This window comes from Aneurinibacillus thermoaerophilus (genome assembly GCF_019603355.1).
GTDB lineage: Bacteria > Bacillota > Bacilli > Aneurinibacillales > Aneurinibacillaceae > Aneurinibacillus > Aneurinibacillus thermoaerophilus.
This window is the reverse complement of the sequence record NZ_CP080764.1, coordinates 1,001,186-1,015,998: the sequence shown is the minus strand read 5'-3', so window position 1 is coordinate 1,015,998 and position 14,813 is coordinate 1,001,186. Positions and strand designations below refer to the sequence as shown.

Here is a 14,813-nt window from a genome sequence, read left to right as displayed (position 1 = left end):
GTGTTTTCATGTGTTTGAATATTCATTCATGTGTTATTATTAATTATAGTTATCAAATTTAACATAGCTTTTTACTTTAAGAAAAATAAAAATTTCAATGTAGGAGAGGGAGATTGAATGGCTCAGATCAAAACGTTCAAAAAAGTACTGGTGGCCAACCGCGGCGAGATTGCCATCCGAATTTTCCGAGCCTGCACGGAGCTTGGCATTCGCACAGTTGCCGTGTATTCCGAGCAAGACAATATTGCTCTGCATCGTTTTAAAGCTGACGAAGCGTATGTCATCGGAGAAGGCAAAGGCCCAATCGAAGCCTATCTGGACATTGAGGGCATCATCGAAATCGCCAAACGCCATGACGTCGATGCCATTCATCCCGGTTACGGCTTCCTGTCGGAAAACGAACAATTCGCCCGACGTTGTGAAGAAGAAGGCATCACGTTCATTGGTCCGACATCTGAACACATCCGCATGTTCGGCGATAAAGTGACCGCCCGCCAAATGGCGATCGAAGCTGGCATTCCGGTCATCCCCGGCACCCCGGAACCAGTACGCACGCTCGAAGAAGCGCTTCGTTTCGTCAAAGAGCATGGCTATCCCATTATCATCAAAGCGTCGTCCGGGGGCGGCGGTCGCGGCATGCGCATCGTTCGCAAGCAGGATGAACTGCAAAGCGCCCTCGACCGCGCCCGTTCCGAAGCGAAGTCCGCGTTCGGCAACCCGGCTGTTTATCTTGAAAAATATCTTGAACACCCGAAACATATCGAAGTACAGATCTTGGCTGACCGGTATGGGCACGCCGTCCACCTGTTCGAGCGCGACTGTTCCATCCAGCGCCGGCACCAAAAGGTGGTCGAAGTCGCCCCAAGCCTGTCCTTGACTGAGCGACAGCGGGAAGACATCTGCAATGCAGCCCTGCGCTTGGCCAAGACGTCCCGTTACATCAATGCCGGTACGGTCGAATTTCTGGTCACACCCGATGGGAATTTCTATTTTATCGAAGTGAATCCGCGCATTCAAGTCGAGCACACGATTACAGAGATGATCACCGGAATTGATATCGTGCAATCGCAAATCCGCATCGCGGAAGGATATGCGTTAGAAGATCCGGAAGTCGGCATTCCATCTCAGTCGAGCGTACAAATGCGTGGGTACGCCATTCAATCGCGTGTGACAACAGAAGATCCGGAAAACAACTTTCTACCGGATACTGGCCGCCTGCTCGCATACCGTTCGGCCAGCGGGTTCGGCGTTCGTCTGGACGCAGGAATCGGCGCGCCTGGCGCCACCATCACACCATACTACGATTCTCTGCTCGTGAAAGTGTCGACACATGCGCTCACATTTGAACGCGCTGCGCGAAAAATGCTGCGCACGCTCAAGGAATTCCGGATTCGCGGGGTAAAGACTAACATCCCGTTCTTAGAAAACGTCATGCAACACCCGGATTTCCTGCGCGGCACATACGACACCTCTTTTATTGATACGAAGCCGGAATTGTTCGAGTTTCCAAAACGAAAAGACCGCGGCACCAAGCTGCTTACCTATATCGGCCAGACGATTGTCAACGGGCACCCAGGCTTGGCGAAGATGGACAAAAAACCAACATTTCCGAAAGCGCGTATCCCGGAAACTTCATATTGGCAGGAATACCCAGTAGGCACCAAACAAATTCTGGACGAGCACGGACCGGAAGGCGTAGTGAAATGGATTCAGCAACAGAAAAAACTGCTGCTCACTGATACGACGTTTCGTGATGCGCACCAGTCGCTGCTCGCAACCCGTGTCCGCACATACGACTTGCTACAAATCGCCGAAGCGACCGGCAAGCTTGCGCCCGATTTGTTCTCGCTGGAAATGTGGGGTGGCGCGACGTTTGATACGAGCATGCGCTTTTTGAATGAGGATCCATGGGAACGTTTACTCAAACTGCGTGAAAAAATCCCGAATCTTCTGTTCCAGATGCTGTTCCGCGGTGCCAACGCTGTTGGCTACACGAACTATCCGGACAACGTTATCCAGAAGTTTATTGAAACTGCGGCACGTGCCGGCATTGACGTGTTCCGCATTTTCGACAGTCTCAACTGGGTGGAAGGGATGCGCCTGGCGATCGAAACGGTGCGCGAAACAGGCAAAATCGCGGAAGCGGCCATTTGCTATACCGGCGATATTTTGAACCCGAAACGTGATAAATATAATCTGAAGTACTACGTGAATCTAGCAAAAGAACTGGAAAAAGCCGGGGCTCACATCCTGGCAATTAAAGATATGGCTGGTCTTCTGAAACCATATGCCGCGTACGAATTGATCAAAGCGTTGAAACAAGAAATCGGCATTCCGATTCACCTGCATACGCATGATACTAGCGGCAACGCGGGCGCGATGCTGCTGAAAGCCTCCGAAGCCGGTGTCGACATTGTCGATGTGGCGCTAAGTTCCATGTCCGGTCTAACCTCACAGCCGAGCCTGAACGCCATTGCATACGCGCTCGAACACCATGAGCGGACGCCTGGTCTTTGTCACGAAAACTATCAGAAGCTCGCCGATTACTGGGAAGATGTACGCAAGTACTATGTTGGATTTGAAACGGAGATGAAAGCAAGCAACGCCGAAGTATACAAGCATGAAATGCCGGGCGGTCAGTACACCAATCTGGAACAACAGGCGAAAGCCGTCGGGCTTGGCGACCGCTGGGGCGAAGTGAAAGAGATGTACGCCACGGTCAACCGTATGTTCGGGGATATCGTCAAGGTAACGCCGTCTTCCAAAGTAGTGGGCGATATGGCATTGTTCATGGTGCAAAACAACCTGAACGAACAGAATGTATACGAAAAAGGCGAAACCATTGACTTTCCTGAATCAGTCATTACGTTCTTCCAGGGTTATCTCGGCCAGCCGTACGGCGGATTTCCCGAGGAGTTGCAGCGCATCATCCTGAAAGGCCGCGAAGCTTTCACCACCCGTCCAGGCGAATTGCTGCCATCCGCTGATTTTGACGAGATTAGAGCGATGCTGGAAGAAAAGCTGGAGCGCTCGGTAACCGACTATGATTTAATGTCGTACGTGATGTATCCGCAAGTCTTCCTTGATATGCAAAAACGCCAGCAAGAATTCGGTGACGTGTCTGTGCTGGATACACCAACCTTCTTCTATGGTCTACGCCTGGGTGAAGAAATCGCCGTCGACATTGAACAAGGAAAAACGCTGATAGTGAAGCTTGTATCCATCGGAGAAGTCAGACCGGACGGTATGCGTACCATCTACTACGAGTTAAACGGCCAGCCGCGCGAAATTAATGTGCGCGACGCATCGGCAAAAGTGACCACAGTCCAGCGTGCCAAGGCTGATCCGTCCGAACTAGGACAAATCGGCGCTTCCATGCCAGGCAAAGTGCTGAAAATCATGGTGGAGCAAGGCGACAAAGTGAAAAAAGGTGAACATGTCATCGTCACCGAAGCAATGAAGATGGAAACGACCATGCAGGCACCGTTCGATGGCGTAGTCAAAGAGATCCATGTTAAAGAAGGCGATTCGATCGAAACGGGCGATTTGCTGCTCGTCATTGTTAAAAAATAAAAAAGTTTTCTCCTACAAAAAAGAGCACTGTCACGTGCTCTTTTTGCTCTTTTTTCTTTAATGCAATTCCTCCATAATTTCATTGCCGCTTTTATCACCGCTATTGCACTTTTTTTCCGAATCCTTATTCCGAATCATTCCTTGAATTTTTTCCACAACAGCTGGCGCCAAATCCATCATTCGCTCATAAAGATGGGCCTGTCCTTGCAGCGTGATAGAACGAATCCCTTGTTTTCCGACAACCAGAAATGCTACAGGAGTAATGGAAATTCCACCACCGCTTCCTCCCCCGAATGGAAGCTCTCCTTTTTTTCCACTGTTTCCATGCTGACGCGTCACATCGCTCTCATAACTTCGACGTCCACTTTCACTGGTTTCCTGTTGTGTCTCAAACTCGCTACCTCCAGCCGCAAATCCGAATCCCACCTTAGAGACAGGAATAATTACACTTCCATCCGGTGTTTCCACCGGATCTCCAATAATGGTATTAACATCTACCATTTCTTTAATATTTTCCATCGCCGTTTTCATCAAGCCTTGAATCGGATGTTCTCCCATACACGTTCACGTCCTTTCCGGATATAATTTATCATAATTCGGATAACCGCAATGATAGCATGTCCGATTCGCAACCGGAGTATGCAAAGCAAGTAAATATCCAACATTTCGCGCTGAAAATCTGGAATGACGTACAACCGCGGTCTGGCGCGCAAAGAAATATAATGGGAAAGAAGCGCTATCAGCGCACTTTTTACCGTCCAAACCACACCAACAACCGCACCGGTAGCCGACGCTTCTCCGAGCCCAATATTTGTTTTCCATATTAATTCCTCGCCCCGAACATTCTCTAACGTTCGGCGCAAAATCTGGTTCAAATCGTATACATTCCGCAGCAAACGCGCAAATTTCCACTGCCACACCTGAATGGTACGCGGTGTAATCCATGTTTTCTTTGCCCGTTTCGGAGCTTGCTGCCCGACCTCCACTCTTTCCGAAACTTTGATCCCTTCAGAAATGCTTCGGATCTGAAGCTGATTCACTGTAAAGCGATATTTCAACAACCTTTTAAGCACCGATATTTCAATATCAATTCGGTCATTCTCGTTTGTACGTTCATATACGATTTTAATTCGGACAGACATAAACCAAATCAACAATATAAAAATTGCTATACCGCTTAAAAAAACAAGCCAGCCCATAGTCCGCTCCACCTTTCCACAGGTAGTATGGGCTGATTTTCCTTTCCTCATACAACTATCGGTGCTTGTGCTTGTATTATTTTTTAGCAACTTTTGCACAAAAAATGAGTCAAAACAATAGAAGAGATTACAGAAGACGGTGACGAAATAATGAAGAAAAACTGGATCATACTTGCTGCCAGCGCAGCTGTTGCTGTAGGTAGTCTGCTTGCGGGAGGGGGTTCTGCGGCAGCCGCTGCTCCGTTTTCGGACGTAAATGGACACTGGGCCGAAGCGCAAATTCTTTCCCTCACCAGTCAAGGGGTCATTAGCGGCATAAACAATCACACATTTGCCCCGGATCGCCCTTTGACCCGCGGACAATTTGTAGTCATGCTGGCAAAAATTCTTAAAAACGATCTGAAAACAACAGGATACAGACACGAAGTAAAAAACTATTTTACAGATGTGAAGGCTTCCGATTATTACGCGGACGAATTGGTTCGCCTGTGCAAAGCCAACATCATAGACAACAGGGGAAGTTTTCGCGGCGGGCGAAACATTACACGCCAGGAAATGGCGCACTATCTCGTAAATGCATACCGCTATCTCTACAAACAAGACTTATCTTCCCACATTAATACAAGTCGTATTCCTTTCAAAGATGCAAAGGATATTGCTCCGGGATATAGAGCCGATGTCGTCATCGCCGATAAAATTAACCTCATCTCCGGGCGCGATAACGGTAAATTCGCTCCACGCGCCACCCTTACCCGGGGTGAAGCCGCTTACGTCATTTACCGTTTCGGTCAAATTGTTCCGTACGAAGACGTCGGCGTACGTTCAGGCTCTCGGTTGACCACCATTCAGGACGCGTACTATAAAAACGGCAATCTATACATTACATTTACATACGATCTGCCCAGTGCAGGATATAACGGACAAATTATTGTCGTAACCCGTTCCGGGCAGCAAATTAATATTGATGTAGATCAAGTAAAACTGGACGATAGCTCTTCTGTCTCCGGATTTAAACAGACCCGTACCATCGTGGTAAAAGAAAGCAATATCAAAACTATCATTGTCCGTGTTAACGGACGAGAAATAACAAGGTTCAACGTATAACGCCAAAACGGAGCGTGACACATTACTCCCGCTCCGTTTTTGGTTAAACTGCTTATTTATTTTTTCCTTTGTGGCGTAAGAAAAATGCCTTCCGGATCCACAGCTTCGTAAAGAATGCGTAACTCTTCATACGTCGGTGGTTCCGTTTCCCCTTTGCAACGAGAAAAGTCCAATTCAAAACCTGTGTTCTCCTGCAATTGCTCCTGTGAAACGCCCGGGTGGATCGTATCCACATACATCATTCCCGTTTCCTCGTTAAAACGAAATACCGCCATATTGGTAATCACTGCGCTCGGACCGCCCAAAAACTTTTTGCCATATACCTGCCTACGGGGTACCAGCGTTCCTTCCGGCCATTTCTTCACCATCCAACCTGGGGATGTGATATAGTCTACTCGTTCTTTAAAACGGCGTTTTTCCTGTACCATAATAAATACGGTACGTTTGGCGAGCGAGTTGATATCCGGGTTGCCCCCACTGCCAGGAAAACGCATAGTAGGATTTGTATAATCGCCAACAACCGTAGTATTTACATTGCCATATTTGTCAATTTCCGCTCCGCCGAGATACGCAAGATCGATTTTTCCTCTTTGCAATTGGTTAAATACATCAAATAGACCGGAGGCGACTGCAGCCTTCGTCACACAACGCGGATCACCTACGGATGACGGCAGTGAATCACTTCTGGAATCTATCGTACCCGCTTCATAAATAAGCTTGCAATTTGGCGCATTTAGCCGTTGGGCCAGCATAATCGCTAACATTGGCAGCCCAGTACCAGCGAATACAACTTCTTCGTCCTTTACCTCGCGAGCCGCCGCTACCGCCAACATGTCTATGATTGAATATTCGCCAAGTTTTGCGTACGTTTTGTGCGTCATCTTACCGTTCCCCCCGTTTCACTTTTGTGCTATATTTCCGGTACGAATTCGCCCGCAGCTTTTCCAGACGTGATACCCCTAACTTATTCAGATATTCTGCATGGCTTCTTACACCAAACACCCATTCGTCAGCCCATGCTTTGAATCCTTCATCCGTTTTTGAAGCGGCTGCGAATTCGCGAATAAAAGCGCCGTCTGCGTCATAATAACCGTACGCTCCTGTCGGATGCGCGCTCCATGGAAGTTCTACAATCGCATCCACTAAATAACCTGGAATCAAATTGCGTTCCGGCTCTTCGCGCAAATATGATTCAGGCACGATTTCTTCCGCCAGTACAATCACTAAATCGGACGCTTTAATGGCCTGCTCGTCCGAGTACGTCTGCCCGGAAATCCTAATGGTTCCTTCTTCTCCCACCTGTTGAGCATGCACAATGCAAACGTGCGGCTGTACAGCAGGCACATGGATAAGTTCTCCCTCGTTGTAAAATGGATCCTGCGCAAAATCGAATTTTTTCGCTGGAATTTTTTCGTTAGAACCATCGCGTAAGCCCGCTTTTTCCAGCATATCGTATTCCGGATTTAAAATATCGGTACCACGCGACGCCCAGGTCGGCAGATAAGGAATGCCCATCGCACCCGCAGTCATCCGGTACAGCATATGCTGGTGACTATAATCTTCCACTATGACTGAGCGCTCTTTCAGTTTTCGGTCAAGACAATATGGGATTTTTCCGTATAGTTCATGTCCAATCCAGCACGACTCCCAGATAGAAACCGCTCCTGCCCCCACAAGTACTTCCGCGTGGGTGCCAGAATTAACTTCCACAAGGTGTAGGCCCTTTTTTTCCTGACGCAACATCTCATAAACGGCAGCCATGGGACGACGCCAGATAACGAAGCCACTAAAAGTAATCATATCGTTGTCATTAATCATTTGTATCGCTTCCTGTAAAGAACAGCGCTTATCCACCATGTTTGGCTCCTCCTTCACTCCTATTTATTTATATGTTTTCAATTATTATTTTTAAATAAATTCAGAAAAATGTCTATGATGCATGTTTTTGTTTTTTCGTCAACTATTTATCTTTATGAACGAACGCTTGCCTCCTTTTAACACAAACAATCTTCGAGCCTTAGCCCGAAGATTGTTGTTATTATTGCGTCTGAGCAGCTTTGCGTGCTTTCTCCGCCTGACGCAGTTCAACACGGCGGATTTTGCCGGATGTTGTCTTCGGCAGGTCGGATACAAACTCGATTTCCCGTGGATATTTGTACGGGGCAGTCACGCTCTTCACATGCTCTTGCAACTCTTTCACAAGAGCATCAGAAGCGGCGTTCGGGTCACGCAAAATCACGAATGCTTTTACGATGCTGCCGCGCACCGGATCCGGGCTTGCGACAACCGCGCACTCTTTTACGGCCGAATGTTTCACCAGCGCGTCTTCCACCTCAAATGGTCCAATCGTATAACCGGAGCTAATAATAATATCATCGGAACGACCTTCAAACCAGTAGTAACCGTCTTCATCTTCTCTTGCCTGGTCGCCTGTCAGGTACCATTCGCCACGAAATGCGGCCGCCGTACGCTCCGGATCATTGAGATAGCCTTTGAACAATGCCGGCACACTGCGATGCACTGCAATATCGCCCACCTGTCCGCACGGCACTGGGTTACCTTCCTCATCAATAATCGCAATCCGGTTTCCAGGAGTTGGCTTACCCATGGAGCCAGGTTTGACTTCCATTCCCTTCAGCGTCCCAATAAGCAACGTGTTTTCGGTTTGACCGTAGCCGTCACGCACCGTAACATTAAAATATTTTTTAAATGTGTCAATCACTTCGCGGTTTAGCGGTTCACCCGCGCTGACCGTGCTGCGAAGATGCTCTAAGTTATACTTTTCAAGTCCTTCTTCCTTTGCCATAATGCGATACTCAGTCGGCGTGCAGCACAATACGTTTACTTTGTATTTCTCAAGCAAGGAGAGATATTTCTTCGGTTCAAACCTGCCCATATACACAAACCCTGCCGCACCGGAACCGAGTACGGAAATAAACGGACTCCAATTCCACTTTGCCCAACCAGGACTGGCTGTTGCCCAGACAACATCGTTTTCCTGAACATCAAGCCATAGCTTAGCCGCAATCGCTTGATGGGCATACGCCCAGCTATGAGTGTGAATAACTCCTTTCGGATTACCGGTGGTGCCTGAGGTATAGTTTAAAAATGCAATATCGTCCGCACGCGTATTTTCAACCTTGAATTCTTCGCTCTGACCCTCAATCACTTTATCAAAAGAAATCCATCCTTCTCTCTCGCCACCGCACACAATAAACGTATCCATCGTGCGGCAATCTGAACGCACTTCATCAATGCGTTCCGTAAGTTCGTGATAGGCGATTACCGCTTTAACGCCAGCGTGCGTCGCACGGTAGAGAATGTCTTTCGGCATTAGCATTTCCGAGCTCGGAAGCACGATAGCGCCAATTTTTAGCACCGCCATATAGCTAATATACGCATGCTCAATACGTGGAAGAATAATCATGACTTTATCGCCCTTACTAATGCCTAACTCTACCAATCCATTCGCCAACCGATTGGAAAGTCGACATAATTCAGAATACGTAAATTGTTTTGTCTTCCCTTCTTCATTCTCCCACAGCAATGCCAGCTTACTCGGGTCTTTCGCATGCCGCTCGATGTCATTCACCATGTTATAGTACTCGGGTGCATGCAACTGTAATTCGGCCATTCTCCATCTCCTCCAAATTTTGTTTACTTTTGTAAGAGTGGTAAACATTCTTACTTCCTTTGAAAACGTTTACCGTAAGTTAATTATTCTATCTTTTTTGTTATTTTCCTTCTTTATTTTCCTAAATTATTAGAAAAAATGTGGTATTCAAAATTTAGATATAAGTTCGCATCCAAAAAATAAAGAAAGCCCCCAGGCACTCCCCACCCGTCCTTCTTCCAGAAATAAAGAAGGTCGGCGAATTTTCGCCGACCCTTTAAGCCAATTATGAAAGTTATGCACGGCCGCCAAGCTGTTGTTCAGCCATTTGAACAAGACGCTTCGTAATCTCGCCACCTACAGAACCGTTTTGACGAGCGGTTGTATCCGGTCCAAGCGTTACGCCGAACTCAGAAGCGATTTCATACTTCATTTGGTCCAGAGCGTTTTGAGCTTGAGGCACAACCAGATTGTTAGAGCTACGATTGTTGTTTTGTGCCATGTTGTTTCACCTCCTTGTGTGGTGTATCTATAGAATGTCACCACAAAGGAGGTTGCATACAGTTGAAAGAAAGGTAAATGTTGGAGCACACAACACATCAAATAATTGACTGATACAGCCGCTTCCGCCACCAGATCCCTAACCCGAGTATGACAGCAGTCAACAACAAAGGAAACAGCCAATCCAAATAATAATATACAGGAGCGATACGGTGCTGTACCGCTTCTTCTGATATAATCATCGTACCCGCCGTATAGCTAAGAATCCCGGCGCCGATATAAATCAATAACGGAACCTGATCCATCAAAGCAGCCACAGCGTTACTACCGACCATGAGTAACGGAATGCTCAGCCCCAAACCAAATAGTAACAGCATAAAGTCACCATGTGCAGCCCCTCCAACCGCCAGCACGTTGTCCAGGCTCATAACAAAATCGGCTATAATAATCGTCTGCACGGCGGTAAATAATGTATGTCCTGCTTTGATATCGGAAGTTTCTTCTCCATCACCAATCAGCAATTTAAATGCAATCCAAGCGAGCACAACGCCCCCAATTGCCTTCAGATATGGAATCAGCAGCACCCAGGTGGCAAGAGCCGTCAGAACAATGCGCAGCCCCACCGCGCCAGCCGTCCCAAAAATAACTGCTTTTTTCCGTTGAGGGGGCGGCAGTTTCCTGCTTGCCATACCGATAACAACCGCATTGTCTCCACTCAGTACAATATCGATAATAATAATATTAACAAACCTTATCCAAAACGAGACATCCATAACTCCTGTCCACCACCTTCTAGCACCCAATATATTCGGCAGACAGACAGGCTATGCCACGAAAGTAGGTAATGATGTGAAAGGAGAACCTATTTAAGATTTGCTTTCTTTATTTGCCCTTTTCTCACCGCATCCGGCTCCTTTTGCCTAAGAATGCCTAATCCAAATGCGGTGCACATTAAATTCGATGAACCCGTCTTTTTTCAATTGACTAATAATACGGCTAACCGTTTCCCGGGTCGTTCCCACCATATCAGCCAAATCCTGGTGGGTTAGCTCCATCTCCAGCGAATAACCACCCGCTTCTTCCTTGCCCTTTGACCTTGCCAGTGACAATAAGGTATTTATAATTTTTTCCTTCATGTCCCTGCTGAGAACATCAGAAAGGCGCCGCTGTAACTCAAGAATCTTAGCCTCCAACACTTGCAACAAACGAAGACAAAGAGACGGATTGCTAGTCAAAAGTGCTGTCAATTCTTTCACATTAATAAAATAAAGAGAAGCATCTTCAAGCGCTTCCGCCGTCGCTGGGTACACTCCTCCCCCAAACACGCCAACGTGTGGAAACATATCGCCTGTATGCAGTACATTCACGATTTGTTCCCTGCCATCTTCAGTTATCTTATAGACTTTGACCGTGCCTTGTTTCAGCAGATAAATGGCGGTACAAGACTTGCCTTCATAAAACAGGATGTCGCGCTTCTTTACTCTCTTATGCAACATCAAGCCAGCAATTTCTTTCCGCTCCTGCTCCGTAAGTGAAGCGAATAGGGGAACTGTGCCAAGAAAATCGCACAAAGCTTGAGCCTTCACTATTTTCCCCTCTTTTCTATCCTTAAGGAAAAATAAGGTGCCTCCCCAAAAGCGGCACCGGCTTTCCTAACGCAACAAATTAATAAACTCGCGCATGAACCCTGGCAAATCCGGCCAAGCATGACCAGACACAAGGTTTCCTTGCGTATGTAGCGTTTCTTCAATATAAGTTGCACCGCAAGCAACGACATCAGGCTTGCAAGCTGAGTAGGCTGTATATTCCCTTCCTTTCATTAAATCGGGTACAACCGAAAGCACTTGAGCCGCATGACAAATGGCACCTACCGGTTTATTGGCCTCAAAGAAGTGGCGCACAATTCGCGGTAAGTGCTCATTTAGACGAATATATTCAGGTGCTCGTCCGCCCGGAATAATCAACCCATCGTATGCGGCCGGGTCCACATCGGCAAATGCCACATGAGATTCTAAGCCATATGCCGGTTTTTCGACGTATGTCTCCATCCCTTCCACAAAATCATGGCTTACCGTTTGCAATCTCTTTACAGAAGGCGAAGCAATCGTCACTTCAAAGCCTTCTTCCAGGCAACGATAATACGGATAAAACACCTCTAGTGCCTCAACGGCATCCCCTGTTACGATTAGTACACGCTTGCTCATACAATCACCTCAAATCATATTTATGGCATTTCCAAAACCAATGCCTTATTTACCTGATAATTTTATTGATTCGACGCTGCACGCGGAATTCCTTCCCTCTCCCCGCTTATTACTAAAAAAGCATAAAATAGAACAAAAGGAGGAGGTTGTATGAGACTATTTACCGCGATTCAATTTAATGAAGAAACCATCCAAGAACTTTTGCGACTACAACGCGAACTAAAACGAAATGTCAAATGCCGAAAATGGCAAACGCCGCATCATATGCATTTGACCCTGCATTTTCTCGGCGAGCTTTCCAGACAACAGTCCGAACTTGTGCAGCAGGAAATGGAAGCCGTAGCCACCACATCTCCAGCCTTTTCTTTGCGCCTAGCCAAAATTGGAGCATTCCCTAATCTAACCTGGCCCCGCGTACTTTGGGCCGGGGTGCAGGAACAGACCCCCGGGTTATATGATTTGCAAAAAACATTGGCGGCGCGTTTGGCTCATCTCGGCCTTTATAAGGAAGAAAAGCGCTATCGCCCGCACATTACTTTAGCACGCGAACCAGATGCTGCTTCCTTTCCTCTTCCCATGGAAAAACTGCCTTGTGTACAAGCTATTGCTTGGACTGTGCAAGAAATTGCATTGTTTCATTCCACGCTGACACCGCAAGGTCCGATTTACCACATACTAGGAACGTATCCCTTAACAGGTATGCAATCATAAAAATAGTAAAGGGAACCTTCCGTATCATCCAGTCCTATTGCTGAATTTATTATGAGCGTTTTATTGCCTCTGCATACAAAAATGAGAAAAATGCGCAAACGTTGCCTATCTTTCTCTTCCTCCGTGCCACACGCTCCACACGGAAAAAGCAACGTCTGGCAGACGCCTCGCGAAAAAAAACCCCCTATGCGGGGGCAATTCCGTTTTTTATGTAAATACAACAGTCTTGTTCTTATCTACAAGAATACGGTCTTCGATGTGCCATTTTACGGCACGGGCAAGAACGATGCGTTCGATGTGACGGCCTTCTTTCTTCAAGTCGTTCACATTGTCGCGATGGCTGACGCGGCTTACATCCTGCTCGATAATCGGTCCTGCATCAAGTTCTTCTGTTACATAATGCGCGGTCGCGCCGATAATTTTTACCCCGCGCTTGTACGCTTGATCATACGGCTTGCCACCGATAAATGCCGGCAAGAAGGAATGGTGAATATTAATAATTCGATTGCGGAAATGCTCCACCAAATACGAAGACAAAATCTGCATATAGCGTGCCAGCACGATGAAATCAACGTTTCCTTCCATTAATTCGCGCTGTTTTTTCTCCACTTCCGGCTTCGTCTCTGGCGTTACCGGCAAATAGTGATATGGAATCCCCAGCGACTCAACAAGTTCCCGCGAATCTTCATGGTTGCTGATTACCATTGTAATCTCAGCGTTCAGATCGCCTGCCTGCCAATTCCAAAGCAATTCACGCAAGCAATGATCCTCTTTAGATACAAAGATCACCATTTTTTTAGGACGATTGGCCAGCGTAATTTTCCAATTCATGCTAAATTGATCCGCCACCGTCGTAAACGCGCGGCGCAACTCGTCAACCGTTTCTTCAAGACCTTCCTTAAAAAATTCAATTCGCATAAAAAACATGCCGCCTTCCGGATCCTGCGTATACTGATCCGATTGTAAAATATTGGCGCCATTTTCATGTAAAAACTTAGAAACCGCCGCAACAATCCCCGGCCGATCCGGACACGAAATCAATATCCGGCCCACTCCTCTGTACTTCTCCTGGAACATCGTTTTTACTTTCTGTGCTACCATCTCTGTTTATCCTCCACCACTTATGTATGAATTTTATTTTCTGACTATTATACATCATTCCAAAAGCTAGGCAAAGAAAAAAGGCGGAGGCCCGCCCTTTCCAATCTTTTCATTCTTTCTCCAGCAAACGGAAGAACCGTTCTTCCTGTACGCCATTGTCTTTTTCAAAAATACCGCGGCGGGCAATGGTTCTTGTCTTGCTGCCCGGCTTTTTCACCCCGCGCATGCTCATGCACAGATGTTCGGCTTCCACCACAGCGATCGCGCCCACCGGTTCAATCACTTTTTCAAGCGTGTCCACAATTTGATTCGTAATCCGCTCCTGTACCTGCGGACGGCGTGCCAAAATCTCAACAAGACGAGCAAATTTGCTCAAGCCGACAATACGACCGTTTGGGATATAACCGATATGAACCTTTCCGAAGAAAGGAACAAAATGATGTTCGCATACACTATAAAACGGAATATCCTGCACGATCACAATATCATTTGTTCCTTCAGCTGGAAATGTCTTTCCAAGCACTTCAGCCGGATCTTCGTGAAGCCCGCTAAAAATCTCCCGATACATTTTGGCAATGCGCTTCGGTGTCTCTTGCAATCCTTCCCGTTCTGGATCTTCACCAATCAAACTGATAATATCATAAAAGTGCTTTTCAATCGGATCTGTGAAAGTTCTACTGGACTTAACTGCTTCTGCGCGCATGGCGTTCATCTCCTTGACTCATATATAGAACAGATTGAGCAGTGCCAGCGTCTGTTCTCATAGAAACACCGTATAATATTCATCTAAGAATTGCAAGCTGAAAA

Annotated in this window: 14 protein-coding genes; 3 read left to right on the top strand and 11 right to left on the bottom strand. The window is 47.0% G+C overall.

The window, feature by feature from the left end; genetic code table 11:
• Nucleotides 1-117: 117 nt before the first annotated feature.
• Nucleotides 118-3,573, top strand: a complete 3,456-nt coding sequence (pyc, locus tag K3F53_RS05470) for a pyruvate carboxylase (RefSeq protein ID WP_057899487.1) — start codon at nucleotides 118-120, stop codon at nucleotides 3,571-3,573.
• Nucleotides 3,574-3,630: 57 nt separating this feature from the next.
• Here the strand turns inward: pyc and ytfJ are convergent, their stop codons facing one another.
• Nucleotides 3,631-4,131 (bottom strand): GerW family sporulation protein, encoded by a 501-nt coding sequence (gene ytfJ / locus K3F53_RS05465; protein ID WP_057899488.1) that lies wholly within the window; start codon nucleotides 4,129-4,131, stop codon nucleotides 3,631-3,633.
• Nucleotides 4,104-4,772 (bottom strand): DUF2953 domain-containing protein, encoded by a 669-nt coding sequence (locus K3F53_RS05460; RefSeq protein WP_057899489.1) that lies wholly within the window; start codon nucleotides 4,770-4,772, stop codon nucleotides 4,104-4,106. The genes ytfJ and K3F53_RS05460 overlap by 28 nt, the downstream gene beginning before the upstream one ends.
• Nucleotides 4,773-4,922: 150 nt before the next feature.
• Here K3F53_RS05460 and K3F53_RS05455 point away from each other — a divergent pair, with 150 nt between their 5' ends.
• Nucleotides 4,923-5,876: an S-layer homology domain-containing protein gene (locus K3F53_RS05455; protein ID WP_057899490.1), complete on the top strand. Its 954-nt coding sequence runs from the start codon at nucleotides 4,923-4,925 to the stop codon at nucleotides 5,874-5,876.
• 56 nt (nucleotides 5,877-5,932) lie between these two features.
• Here K3F53_RS05455 and K3F53_RS05450 read toward each other — a convergent pair whose 3' ends face one another.
• The 7 genes from K3F53_RS05450 to K3F53_RS05420 all read right to left on the bottom strand — a co-directional run bounded on the left by K3F53_RS05450 (nucleotide 5,933) and on the right by K3F53_RS05420 (nucleotide 12,194).
• The gene (locus K3F53_RS05450) at nucleotides 5,933-6,757 is read right to left on the bottom strand and encodes a CoA-transferase subunit beta (protein WP_057899491.1); all 825 of its coding nucleotides are present in this window, start codon (nucleotides 6,755-6,757) and stop codon (nucleotides 5,933-5,935) included.
• 1 nt (nucleotide 6,758) lies between these two features.
• Nucleotides 6,759-7,733: a CoA transferase subunit A gene (locus K3F53_RS05445; protein ID WP_057899492.1), complete on the bottom strand. Its 975-nt coding sequence runs from the start codon at nucleotides 7,731-7,733 to the stop codon at nucleotides 6,759-6,761.
• Between the two features lie 181 nt (nucleotides 7,734-7,914).
• The gene (gene mbcS, locus K3F53_RS05440) at nucleotides 7,915-9,510 is read right to left on the bottom strand and encodes an acyl-CoA synthetase MbcS (RefSeq protein WP_057899493.1); all 1,596 of its coding nucleotides are present in this window, start codon (nucleotides 9,508-9,510) and stop codon (nucleotides 7,915-7,917) included.
• A gap of 274 nt (nucleotides 9,511-9,784) precedes the next feature.
• On the bottom strand, nucleotides 9,785-9,991 hold the full coding sequence (locus tag K3F53_RS05435) for an alpha/beta-type small acid-soluble spore protein (RefSeq protein WP_057899494.1): 207 nt from the start codon (nucleotides 9,989-9,991) through the stop codon (nucleotides 9,785-9,787).
• Nucleotides 9,992-10,088: 97 nt separating this feature from the next.
• On the bottom strand, nucleotides 10,089-10,763 hold the full coding sequence (locus K3F53_RS05430; RefSeq protein WP_057899495.1) for a TerC family protein: 675 nt from the start codon (nucleotides 10,761-10,763) through the stop codon (nucleotides 10,089-10,091).
• A gap of 147 nt (nucleotides 10,764-10,910) precedes the next feature.
• Entirely contained in the window at nucleotides 10,911-11,576 is a 666-nt protein-coding gene (locus K3F53_RS05425) for a Crp/Fnr family transcriptional regulator (RefSeq protein WP_057899496.1), read from the bottom strand.
• Between the two features lie 66 nt (nucleotides 11,577-11,642).
• Nucleotides 11,643-12,194, bottom strand: coding sequence for a DJ-1/PfpI family protein (locus K3F53_RS05420; RefSeq protein WP_057899497.1), 552 nt, complete (start codon nucleotides 12,192-12,194; stop codon nucleotides 11,643-11,645).
• A gap of 150 nt (nucleotides 12,195-12,344) precedes the next feature.
• Between K3F53_RS05420 and thpR the strand changes: the two genes are divergently transcribed.
• Entirely contained in the window at nucleotides 12,345-12,905 is a 561-nt protein-coding gene (gene thpR, locus K3F53_RS05415; RefSeq protein ID WP_057899498.1) for an RNA 2',3'-cyclic phosphodiesterase, read from the top strand.
• Nucleotides 12,906-13,112: 207 nt separating this feature from the next.
• On the opposite strand, the gene purU is transcribed toward thpR, so the two are convergent.
• Nucleotides 13,113-14,006 carry a formyltetrahydrofolate deformylase gene (purU, locus tag K3F53_RS05410; protein WP_057899499.1) on the bottom strand — a complete coding sequence of 298 codons (894 nt, stop codon included), beginning with the start codon at nucleotides 14,004-14,006 and terminating at the stop codon, nucleotides 13,113-13,115.
• A 109-nt stretch (nucleotides 14,007-14,115) separates the two neighbouring features.
• The gene (gene folE / locus K3F53_RS05405; RefSeq protein WP_082706064.1) at nucleotides 14,116-14,709 is read right to left on the bottom strand and encodes a GTP cyclohydrolase I FolE; all 594 of its coding nucleotides are present in this window, start codon (nucleotides 14,707-14,709) and stop codon (nucleotides 14,116-14,118) included.
• Nucleotides 14,710-14,813 lie beyond the last annotated feature (104 nt).

Bases quoted from the DNA above. Each gene is read 5' to 3' on its own strand.
- pyc (WP_057899487.1), top strand. From the start codon at position 118: ATGGCTCAGATCAAAACGTTCAAAAAAGTACTGGTGGCCAACCGCGGC.
- ytfJ (WP_057899488.1), bottom strand. From the start codon at position 4,131: ATGGGAGAACATCCGATTCAAGGCTTGATGAAAACGGCGATGGAAAAT.
- K3F53_RS05460 (WP_057899489.1), bottom strand. From the start codon at position 4,772: ATGGGCTGGCTTGTTTTTTTAAGCGGTATAGCAATTTTTATATTGTTG.
- K3F53_RS05455 (WP_057899490.1), top strand. From the start codon at position 4,923: ATGAAGAAAAACTGGATCATACTTGCTGCCAGCGCAGCTGTTGCTGTA.
- K3F53_RS05450 (WP_057899491.1), bottom strand. From the start codon at position 6,757: ATGACGCACAAAACGTACGCAAAACTTGGCGAATATTCAATCATAGAC.
- K3F53_RS05445 (WP_057899492.1), bottom strand. From the start codon at position 7,733: ATGGTGGATAAGCGCTGTTCTTTACAGGAAGCGATACAAATGATTAAT.
- mbcS (WP_057899493.1), bottom strand. From the start codon at position 9,510: ATGGCCGAATTACAGTTGCATGCACCCGAGTACTATAACATGGTGAAT.
- K3F53_RS05435 (WP_057899494.1), bottom strand. From the start codon at position 9,991: ATGGCACAAAACAACAATCGTAGCTCTAACAATCTGGTTGTGCCTCAA.
- K3F53_RS05430 (WP_057899495.1), bottom strand. From the start codon at position 10,763: ATGGATGTCTCGTTTTGGATAAGGTTTGTTAATATTATTATTATCGAT.
- K3F53_RS05420 (WP_057899497.1), bottom strand. From the start codon at position 12,194: ATGAGCAAGCGTGTACTAATCGTAACAGGGGATGCCGTTGAGGCACTA.
- thpR (WP_057899498.1), top strand. From the start codon at position 12,345: ATGAGACTATTTACCGCGATTCAATTTAATGAAGAAACCATCCAAGAA.
- purU (WP_057899499.1), bottom strand. From the start codon at position 14,006: ATGGTAGCACAGAAAGTAAAAACGATGTTCCAGGAGAAGTACAGAGGA.
- folE (WP_082706064.1), bottom strand. From the start codon at position 14,709: ATGCGCGCAGAAGCAGTTAAGTCCAGTAGAACTTTCACAGATCCGATT.